The following is a 9846-nucleotide window of genomic DNA, read 5'->3' on the forward strand; positions in this document are numbered from 1 at the left end:
CGTCGCCCGTCCAATGGAACGCACCCGCCCCCCGAAAAAGCCCGCGAGCAAGAAGAGCGGTCGCTCTGCCAGCAATGTCCGCCCGTTCGAGCGGCCGCGCGGCGGCGGCGCGAAGCCCGTGGGCGACCTGATGCCGCAAGTGGGGCGCACCGCGTTCCGCCGTTATGGCTTCGTGCAAAGTTCGGTCGTCACCCGCTGGCCCGAGATCGTCGGGCCCGAACACGCGAAAGTCTGCGCGCCCGAAGCGATCCGCTTCCCTCCGGGAGAACGCTCCGAGGGCGTGCTGCAACTGGTGGTCGCGCCCGGACATGCACCGATCATCCAGCACGTGATCCCCGAGATCATCGAACGGACCAACCGCTTCTTCGGCTATCGCGCCATCGCGAAGGTCAAGATGCGGCAAGGCCCGGTTCAGGCGCGTGCGATAGAGGGCGGGAAAAGCGCAAGACCGCCCGAATTGAAGCCGATTCCGATGGAACTGGGCGACTCTTTGCGCGATATTGGCGACCCGGAACTGCGCGCCGTGCTGGAAGGGCTGGCGCGCACCATGGGGACCGACGGGACGGACGAAGGGACGGATACGTGAAGCGGATCATCGCAGGCCTGCTGGCCGTGCTGTTCGGATTGACGAGCGCGGCGGCCGCCGAAAACTGGCTCGTCACGGTCGAGCGCACACCCGTGTCGCACTTCGTCGGCAACCCGCAAGCATCCGTCACGCTGACCGAATATATCAGCTATACATGCCCGCATTGCCGCGACTTTACAGTCCATGGCGAAGAGATCCTGAAGCTGGGCTATGTCCAGACCGGCAAGCTGCGGTTCGAATATCGTCACATGAATGCCAACCCGGTCGACCTGACCGCCACGATGCTGGCGCGCTGCGGTGCGCCCGAGAAGTTTCCCGCCAACCATGCCGCGCTGATGGCCGCCCAACCGCAGTTCAACGCGCTGCGCCGGTTGGCGACCAAATCGCAGACCGATCGTTGGCATCACGGTGACAAGTCGGCTCGCCGACGCGCGGTGGCGAGCGATCTCAACCTCTATGCGATCCTCGAAAGGCGCGGCTATTCGCGCTCCGAGCTGGACCAGTGCCTCAACGATCAGGCACTGGCAGACCGGCTGGAAGCGCAAGCCGACGCCGACTGGGAAAAGATCGCCGGCACCCCTGCCTTCGCCGTGAATGGCACGGTGCTGGAAGACGTGCATCGCTGGCAGGAACTCGCCCCGATACTCGAAGGCCCGCTGCCGGCTGCCGCAGAGCAATAGTGCCGGTGGAGAAACCGCGCACACCCCTTCCGAATCGCCAGGCCTCCCGCCTATCCTTCCCAATCGGCTCGCAAAGGACCGTCCGATGAACGCCATGAAGACCGCCAAGACTTTCGCCCTCACCGCACTTGCCCTGCCCCTGTCGCTGGGCCTCGCAGCCTGCAATAATGGCGATGAGGGCGAGGCCGCACTCGATGGAGAGCCGGTGGCGGAAGTCGCCGCGCCCGAAGGCCAGGCCTGGTCCGAAATTGCCGAGATTACCGATCGCAACGGCTACCTCGTCGGCAACCCGGATGCGCCGATCAAGTTGCTCGAATACGGATCGCTCACCTGCCCCGGCTGCGCCGCATTCTCCCAGCAGGCAAGCGAATCGCTGATGACCGATTATGTCGATAGCGGCCGGGTCAGCTTCGAATTCCGCAGCTTCGCCATCCACGGCCCGATCGATCTTGCGCTCACCCGCCTGATCGATTGCGGAGCACCCGCCCAGGCCGTGCCGCTGGCCGATCAGATCTGGGCCAACCTGCCCACCATCATGCAGCCCGTGCAGCAGAACGCCGCGCAGCTCGACCAGGCGCTGACCCTGCCCGAAGACCAGCGCTTCGTCGCCTTCGCGGAAGGCGCAGGCCTGCTCGATTTCTTCGCCTCGCGCGGGATCAGCCGCGACCAGGCGCGGGCCTGCCTCGCCGATGCCGAACGGCTGAACGAGCTGGCCGAATTCTCCGATTCCTATGGCACCGAAGACGAAATCGCCGGCACGCCGACCTTCTTCGTCAATGGCCAGCAAGTCGACGCCAATGGCTGGAACTCGATCGAGGCCACGCTGCAGCGCGCGGGCGCGCGCGACGAATAGGGCGGCTTAGGCGACTCGATGGAGATACGGCGACTTCGCCTCTCTGGCTTCAAGAGCTTCGTCGAGCCTGCCGAACTGCGCATCGAACCGGGGCTGACGGGTGTCGTCGGCCCCAATGGGTGCGGCAAGTCCAACCTGCTGGAAGCGATCCGCTGGGTGATGGGGGAAACCTCCGCCAAGTCGATGCGATCGGGCGGGATGGAGGACGTGATCTTCGCAGGGACCGCTGAGCGTCCGCCGCGCCAGTTCGCCGAAGTCGTGCTGACCGGCGCGGATGACCGTGGCGACGAGCTGGAAGTCGTCCGCCGGATAGAGCGCGGCGCGGGTAGCGCCTACCGCGTCAACGGGAGTGATGTGCGCGCGAAGGATGTTGCGCTGACCTTCGCCGATGCGGCCACGGGCGCGCATTCCCCCGCCCTCGTCAGCCAGGGCAAGATCGCGCACATGATCGCGGCCAAGCCGGTCGAACGGCGCGCGATGCTGGAAGAAGCGGCGGGCATCGCGGGCCTTCACGTCCGCCGCAAGGATGCCGAAAGCAAGCTGCGCTCCACCGAGAACAACTTGTCGCGGCTGGAAGACCTGCTGGCCGGGCTCGACAGCCAGATCGCCAGCCTGCGGCGGCAGGCGAAGCAGGCGGAGCGCTATGCCAAGCTAACCGACCAGATCGGCGTGGCCGAGGCGCGGCTGGTCTTCGCACGCTGGCGCGATGCTGCTGCGAGCGCGGAGGCGGCACGCAAGGCGGCGGGTGAGGCGGACAGCGCGGTGGAGGCCGCGAAGCTGCGCTCCGGCGAAACCGAAGTCGCCCAGCGCGAGGCTGCGGAAAAACTGGCCGATGCGCGCGATGCGCTGGTCGCGGCGCGCACCGATGCAGGGGCGCAGGAACAGCGGCTCTCCAGCCTGCAAAAGGAGCGCGATGCGGCGCTGACCCGGCTCGCCGATCTCGACCGACAGGCGCAGCGGCTGGAAGAGGATCGGGAGGATTACGGACGGACCGGGCGAGATGCCGCCGACGCGCTGCAACGGCTCGAAGCCGAGCTGGCGGCCAGCGAGGCGGCACGCAGCGAGGCCGAAGCCGCCCTTCCCCAAGCGATTGCCGATGCCGAGCGCGCCGAACAGGCAGAGCGCGCGGCGGAACTGGACCTCGCGCGCGCCAATGCCGATCACGCCGCGCTCGATGCCGAATGGCGGGTCGCCCGCGCCGCGCTGGAACAGGCGGAGCGTCGGATCGCCAATCTTGCCCGCGAGGCGGAGCGGCTGGAAGAAAGTGCCCGCCAGCAGGCCGGTGCCGCAGACCCCGCCCAATTGCTCGAACAGGCAAAAGCTGCCGCCACCAAGGCTGCCAACACGCACGAGGCGCTGGCCGCACGGATCGGCACCATGCGCGAACAGCGCGAGGATGCTCGGACCGCGCTCGAAAAGGCGCAGGAAGCCCTCGCCGGGGCGCGCGCCGAACTGGTCGGCGTCGAGCGGGAGCATGCTGCGCTGGAACGTGACCGGCAGGGCCGGGACAAGGCGCGTGCGGCAAAGGCCGGGAAAGCCGTCGCGCTAGACAGGGTGCGCGCCGCCCCGGGCTACGAAGCCGCGCTGGCTGCGGTGCTGGGCCGCGATGGCCGCAGCCCGCTGGGTGCCATACCGCAGGCGGAGGATGGCCGTTTCTGGACAGGCGCCCCGCAGCCCGAGCCGATAACCGACAACCTGCTGGCCCATGTGTCGGACTGCCCGGAAGAACTGCGCGCGCGGCTTGCACGCGTCATGGTTGTCGATTCGGATGATGGCCGAAGCCTGGAACCGGGCACATGGCTGGTCACGCTCAGCGGTGCGCTGCGCCGGTGGGACGGGCTGGTGGTGCGCGGCGAAGGCGGGGCGGAGGCGGCACGGCTCGAAGCGGCGAACCGGCTGGCGGCGCTGGCCGAACGCCTGCCTTCCTTGCGCAATGCCGTCTCCGAAGCCGAGACCAGCGCATCGTCTGCGCGCAAGACGCTCGACACCATACAGGCCGATTTCTCACGGGCCGAAGGCGAGCGGGAGGCCGCCGCCCAAGAAGTGCGCGAGGCCTTGCGCGCGCTCGACCGGGCAGAGGCGGCGCTTGCCAGCCATGCGGACAAGGCGCGCCAGATCGAGGCAGCGCGCGCCGAACATGCCGACCAGCAAGCGACTGCCCAGCGCGAGTTGGAAGCCGCGCAGGAAGCCATCTCCGCCCTGACCGATCCCGAAGCGCTCGCCAGCAGGCGCGATGCCGCACGCTCAGCCCACGAAACCGCGCGTACGCAGCTATCCGCCGCCACCGCCGCACGTGCCGCACAGGAGCAGGCGCTGGCTGTCGCGAAAGAACGTGTTTCGGCGCACAAGGCGGACCGGTCGCACTGGGATCGCCGCGCCGACGAGGCCGCGCGCCGCCTTGCCGAGATGGACAGCCGCTTCGCGGAAATCGCGGAAGCACGCGATGCAGTGGGCGACCAGCCGGACCGGCTCGCCCACCAGATCGAAGAGGCGCAGGCCGCGCATGCGGAAACCGCAGCACGCCTTGCCGGATTGCAGGCCACGCTCGACGATGCCCAGGCCGCAGCCGACAGCGCCGATGCAGCGCAGCGCGCCGCCAACGAGGCGCTGGCCGAAGCGCGCGAGCGTCGCGCGCAGCTCGCCAACCAGGCCGAGAACGAGGATGCCCGCCGCGCGGAGATGGCGCGCGTTTCGGGCGAACGGTTCCACAAGCCGCCGCCGCTGCTGCCCGCCGCCTTCGAGTTCGACGAAGACGACGTTGCGGATCGCGATGCCGAAGCCGAAGCGCTCGACCGGCTGACCCAGTCGCGCGAGCGGATCGGTCCGGTCAACCTTGTCGCCGCGGACGAGCTGGCGAAGATCGAAGAAGAGCACGGCTCCACCGCCGCCGAACGCGAGGAGCTGACCGAGGCAGTGCACCGCCTGCGCGGTTCCATCGGGCAGTTGAACCGCGAGGGGCGCGAGCGCCTGCGCGCCGCGTTCGAGCAAGTCGATGCGCATTTCCAGAAGCTGTTCGCGCGCCTGTTCGAAGGTGGCAATGCGCACCTTGCGCTGATCGACAGCGACGATCCGCTGGAGGCCGGGCTCGAGATCTACGCCCAGCCGCCGGGCAAGCGGCTGCAATCGCTCACGCTGCTATCGGGCGGCGAGCAGGCGCTCACCGCCATCGCACTCACCTTCGCGCTGTTCCTGACCAATCCCGCACCGATCTGCGTGCTCGACGAGGTCGACGCGCCGCTGGACGATGCGAATATCGACCGCTTCTGCGACCTGCTCGACGCGATGACCCGCGAAACCAGCACGCGCTACCTGATTGTGACGCACAACGCGGTGACGATGAGCCGCATGCACCGCCTGTTCGGGGTGACGATGATCGAGAAAGGCGTCAGTCGCCTCGTCAGCGTAGACCTGCAGGCTGCCGAATTGCTGGCAGCGGAGTAGCGCCTACTCCCCGATCGCCGCCGCCAGATTGGCGCGGATCGCCTTCAGGTCCTGCAGCAGGGCGGCCTTGCCCGATATCGTCGGAGCCTCCGCTGCCCGACTCAGGCTCGTGAAGGAGCCGGGCGGCGCCACCTCGTCACGGTCTGGCAGGTCCTTCGCGGTAAGAAAGCGCGGCGCGGCGCCTGAGCGCTCCTCACCCGGAGCGGCCGCGGGCTCGTGCGGCTCGGCCCGGCCCTGCTCGATCGCGGCACGCGCGCCTTTCAGGGTGTAGCCTTCCTCGTTCACCAGCCGGTCGATCGTCTGGACAAGTGCAACATCCTCCGCGCGGTAGTATCGGCGACCGCCACTACGCTTCAAAGGTTTCAGCATCGGGAATTGTTCTTCCCAATAGCGCAATACGTGGGGTTTGAGGCCGAGCGCCTGCCCAAGCTCGCCGATGGTGCGGAGCGCCTGCTCTTCTTTCCCATCGTCGAAGCGGCGGCGGATCATCTCAGCTCCCGCTTGCGATCCGGTCGCGCAGGGTCTGGCTGGCGCGGAAGGTCATCACCCTTCGCGGCGTGATCGGCACCTCGACCCCGGTTTTGGGGTTGCGCCCGATCCGTTCCTTCTTGTCGCGCAGGATGAAGCTGCCGAAGCCGGAAATCTTCACATTCTCGCCGTCTTTCAGTGAATCGCACATATGCGCGAGCACCGATTCAACGAGCGCGAGCGATTCAACGCGGCTGAAGCCGAGTTTGCGATTGATCGTTTCGGCCAGATCGGCCCTGGTCAGCGTACCCGCCGAACGCGACATGGTCTGAACCCCCTTTTATCTTATTACCGGTTCTTGTTATGCGACCCGCTATAAAAGCCTATGAGGCCTAGCGAATGTTGCGCAACACCGCAATCGCGCTGACGGATTTATGCCCTGTGAGCGGCGGAGGGCCTACAGGCGCACGAGGCTCGCGCCCCAGGTAAAGCCACCACCCATCGCTTCGAACAGCACGAGATCGCCTTCCTTGATCCGCCCATCCGCGCGCGCGGTGGCGAAGGCGAGCGGTACCGATGCGGCAGAGGTGTTGGCGTGCCGGTCCACCGTCACGATCACCTTCTCCGGCGGCAGGCCCAGCTTCTTTGCCGTGCTTTCCAGGATACGGATATTGGCCTGGTGCGGCACGACCCAGTCGATGTCTGCCACCTCGATCCCCGCCTTGGCGACCACATCGGTCAGCACTTGCGCGAGGTTTACGACTGCATGGCGGAACACTTCGCGGCCCCGCATGCGCAGGTGGCCCACGGTCTGCGTGGTCGACGGCCCGCCATCGACATAGAGCAGGTCGTGCTGGTTGCCATCGGCGTGGAGTTGCGAGGTCAGGATGCCGCGCGTCCCGTCGCCTTCCTCCGCCTCAAGCACGATTGCGCCCGCCCCGTCCCCAAACAGCACGGCGGTGGTGCGATCCTCCCAGTCGAGAATGCGGCTGAAGGTTTCCGCGCCGATCACCAGCGCGCGGCTCGCCTGCCCGCTGCGCAGCATCGCGTCGGCAGTGCTCATTGCATAGAGGAAGCCCGAACAGACCGCCGCTACATCGAATGCTGCGCAGGGCTGGCAGCCAAGCGCGGCCTGCACCTTGGTTGCCGTAGCCGGAAAGGTGTTGTCGGGTGTTGCGGTGGCGAGCACGATCAGGTCGATATCGCTCGCGTCCATTCCGGCATCGGACAGCGCGGCACGCGCCGCATCGATCGCGAGGGAAGAGGTGGTTTCGCCGTCACCGGCAATATGGCGCTGGCGGATGCCGGTGCGCTCCACGATCCACTCGTCGCTGGTATCCAGCTGCGCGGCCAGCTCATCATTGGTGACGATGCGTGTCGGCAGGGCCGATCCGGCACCGCGAATGACGGAGCGAATCACTTGGCGGAAACCCCGTTCTTGCCGGCGCTTCCGTTGGCCATCAGGTTGTCGCCCAGCTTGGAAAGGTCCTGCCCGATACGTGCAGTCAGGTCTTCCTCCAGCAGGCGCGCTGCCACCGCGACCGCATTGGCCACGCCCTTGGCATTCGCGCTGCCGTGGCTCTTCACCACCACGCCATTCAGGCCAAGGAAGACCGCGCCATTATGATTGTTGGGGTCGAGATGGTGACGCAGCAGCTCGGTCGCGGGCTTCGAGACGAGGAAGCCGACCTTGGACCGGAAGGATGAAGCGAAGGCACTGCGCAGCAGGTCGGTGACGAAACGCGCCGACCCTTCAATGGCCTTGAGCGCGATATTGCCGGAGAAACCATCCGTCACCACGACATCCACGTCGCCGCGGTTGATCTTGTCCGCTTCGACGAAGCCGTCGAAATCAATCGCCAGCGTGGAGGCTGCGCGCAGGTGCTGCGCGGCTGCCTGCACCTCGTCGGTGCCCTTGATATCCTCGGTCCCGATATTGAGCAGGCGCACACGGGGGCGTTCGCGCCCGGTCACGATCCGCGAATAGGCGGCGCCCATGATCGCGAACTGCACAAGGTTGCGCGCATCGCATTCGGTATTGGCGCCAAGGTCGAGCATGATGACATCCTGCTCTTCCAGCGTCGGCAGCAGGGCGGCGAGCGCCGGGCGGTCTATTCCGGGGAGCGTGCGCAAGGCTAGCTTGCTGATTGCCATCAGCGCGCCGGTATTGCCTGCGCTGACCGCGGCACCGGCTTCGCCCCGCTTAACCGCGGCGACGGCTTCGCCCATCGAGGTGCCCTTGGCACGGCGCAGCGCCTGCGAAGGCTTATCCTCACCTGCGATCACCGAATCGCAGTGGCGAATCTCGGCCGCCCCGGCGAGGCCGGGATGATCTTTCAGCGCGCGTTCGATTCGCGCACCATCGCCCATCAGGAGGAAATTGAACTTCTCGTGTCGGCGGCGGGCGAGGGCTGCCCCCTCGACCATTACGCGCACGCCTTCATCGCCGCCCATCGCGTCAACAGCGATACGCGGCAGGCTCATGTCAATCTCCGGATTTCTTCAAGCGGTCGATCAGAGACCGACGGCAACGACTTCGCGACCGTTGTAGTAACCGCAGTGCGGGCACAGGTTGTGCGGACGCTTCAATTCGCCACAGTTGTTGCATTCGTGGAAGGCTTCGACCTTCAGCGAATCATGCGCGCGCCGATTGCCCCGGCGATGCGGCGATACTTTTCTCTTTGGGACAGCCATGCGGCACCTGTTCTAAGCGTTTGTAATCGTAACTTGTGAGCCGCCTTAAGCGAGTGTCAGGGCCGGCACAACGGATATGTCGTGCGGCGCTTACGCTCCGTCAATGGCGGAAGAGGCGCGCGCTATACCGATTTTGGCGGATGATGCAAGCCATGCGTGATGCGGTTCGCGCTTGGCGGCGTGCCGGACCGCGGCCATATTACCGGCAAAACCGCGAGAGGGGGAAGAGTGATGGAAATCGTAATGCCGGTGGCGCTGACCAGCGCCGCGATGTTCGGCCTGGTGGCGCTGTGGCTCGCCGTGCGCACCGGGCGCGCGCGGCTGAAGGCGCGAGTCGGGCATGGCGACGGGGGCGATGCGCTGCTGGCACGGCGGATGCGAGCACAGCTCAACTACGTGGAGACCGCGCCCTTCGTGCTGGCGCTGATCGTGCTCATCGACCTGGCCGGGCGCGGCGGCTTGGGGCTACACGCGGTTTCGGTGCTGTTCGTGCTCGGCCGCATCGCGCACGGGATCGGCATGGATGCCGACAAGGCCGGATTGCCGAGGCAGATCGGCGTGGCGGTGACGCTGCTGACCCTGCTCGGCTTGAGCATCTACGCTGCGCTTGTGGGTATGCGCGTGGCGTGATTTGGGCGGTGCCAGCCCACACCCCCTCCCGTCCAACCCAACAGGATAATGCCATGGGTTGGTCGGGAGGGGCTGTGGGCCGGACCCGGGCGCAGCGGCTGATTTTGCTCAGCCGCGACCGACGCACCTAAGCCAACGCAGCATCGCCCACGAAGGGGTTGGACCTGCGCTCCTGCCCGAAAGTGCTGGTCGGCCCGTGGCCGGGGATGAAGGTCACCTCGTCGCCCAGCGGCCACAGCTTCTTCGTGATCGCATCGATCAGGCTCTGGTGATCGCTCATCGGGAAGTCGGTGCGCCCGATGCTCCCCTTGAATAGCACGTCGCCGACGATGGCGAATTTCCGCTCCCGGTTGAAGAAGATCACGTGCCCCGGCGTGTGGCCCGGACAGTGGATCACTTCGAGCGTCAGGTTGCCGACGGTGACGGTGTCGCAGATCGGAAGAGCACACGTCTGAACTCCAGTCACTCTCATGCATCTCGTATGCCGGCTGCGG

At 66.7% G+C, this 9846-nt stretch carries 10 protein-coding genes and 1 pseudogene; 5 read left to right on the forward strand and 6 right to left on the reverse strand.

Annotated elements, in window-relative coordinates; translation table 11 throughout:
* Nucleotides 1-13: 13 nt before the first annotated feature.
* From ACEQXE_RS09580 to ACEQXE_RS09595, 4 genes are all read left to right on the forward strand, one after another.
* Complete coding sequence (locus ACEQXE_RS09580) at nucleotides 14-586, forward strand: DUF721 domain-containing protein (protein WP_370178792.1); 573 nt, start codon at nucleotides 14-16, stop codon at nucleotides 584-586.
* Nucleotides 583-1266 carry a thioredoxin domain-containing protein gene (locus ACEQXE_RS09585; RefSeq protein ID WP_370178794.1) on the forward strand — a complete coding sequence of 228 codons (684 nt, stop codon included), beginning with the start codon at nucleotides 583-585 and terminating at the stop codon, nucleotides 1264-1266. Before ACEQXE_RS09580 ends, ACEQXE_RS09585 begins: the two co-directional genes overlap by 4 nt.
* A gap of 85 nt (nucleotides 1267-1351) precedes the next feature.
* Nucleotides 1352-2119, forward strand: coding sequence for a thioredoxin domain-containing protein (locus ACEQXE_RS09590; protein WP_370178796.1), 768 nt, complete (start codon nucleotides 1352-1354; stop codon nucleotides 2117-2119).
* Between the two features lie 18 nt (nucleotides 2120-2137).
* Nucleotides 2138-5560 (forward strand): AAA family ATPase, encoded by a 3423-nt coding sequence (locus ACEQXE_RS09595; RefSeq protein ID WP_370178798.1) that lies wholly within the window; start codon nucleotides 2138-2140, stop codon nucleotides 5558-5560.
* 3 nt (nucleotides 5561-5563) lie between these two features.
* On the opposite strand, the gene ACEQXE_RS09600 is transcribed toward ACEQXE_RS09595, so the two are convergent.
* The 5 genes from ACEQXE_RS09600 to rpmF form a co-directional block, all read right to left on the reverse strand.
* Nucleotides 5564-6049, reverse strand: a complete 486-nt coding sequence (locus ACEQXE_RS09600) for a MerR family transcriptional regulator (RefSeq protein WP_370178800.1) — start codon at nucleotides 6047-6049, stop codon at nucleotides 5564-5566.
* 1 nt (nucleotide 6050) lies between these two features.
* Nucleotides 6051-6353 carry an integration host factor subunit alpha gene (locus ACEQXE_RS09605; protein WP_370178801.1) on the reverse strand — a complete coding sequence of 101 codons (303 nt, stop codon included), beginning with the start codon at nucleotides 6351-6353 and terminating at the stop codon, nucleotides 6051-6053.
* Between the two features lie 132 nt (nucleotides 6354-6485).
* Complete coding sequence (locus tag ACEQXE_RS09610; RefSeq protein ID WP_370178803.1) at nucleotides 6486-7448, reverse strand: beta-ketoacyl-ACP synthase III; 963 nt, start codon at nucleotides 7446-7448, stop codon at nucleotides 6486-6488.
* Nucleotides 7445-8512: a phosphate acyltransferase PlsX gene (gene plsX, locus ACEQXE_RS09615; protein ID WP_370178805.1), complete on the reverse strand. Its 1068-nt coding sequence runs from the start codon at nucleotides 8510-8512 to the stop codon at nucleotides 7445-7447. The genes ACEQXE_RS09610 and plsX overlap by 4 nt, the downstream gene beginning before the upstream one ends.
* A 30-nt stretch (nucleotides 8513-8542) precedes the next feature.
* Nucleotides 8543-8722 (reverse strand): 50S ribosomal protein L32, encoded by a 180-nt coding sequence (rpmF, locus tag ACEQXE_RS09620; protein ID WP_160753059.1) that lies wholly within the window; start codon nucleotides 8720-8722, stop codon nucleotides 8543-8545.
* Nucleotides 8723-8953: 231 nt separating this feature from the next.
* On the opposite strand from rpmF, the gene ACEQXE_RS09625 reads away from it, so the two are divergent.
* Nucleotides 8954-9352: an MAPEG family protein gene (locus ACEQXE_RS09625; protein WP_370178807.1), complete on the forward strand. Its 399-nt coding sequence runs from the start codon at nucleotides 8954-8956 to the stop codon at nucleotides 9350-9352.
* A gap of 127 nt (nucleotides 9353-9479) precedes the next feature.
* Here ACEQXE_RS09625 and ACEQXE_RS09630 read toward each other — a convergent pair.
* Nucleotides 9480-9782, reverse strand: a pseudogene (locus ACEQXE_RS09630) (MBL fold metallo-hydrolase); the annotation flags it as partial.
* Nucleotides 9783-9846: the final 64 nt, after the last annotated feature.

The sequence above is a fragment of the Alteriqipengyuania sp. genome (genome assembly GCF_964222115.1).
Classification (GTDB): Bacteria; Pseudomonadota; Alphaproteobacteria; order Sphingomonadales; family Sphingomonadaceae; genus Alteriqipengyuania.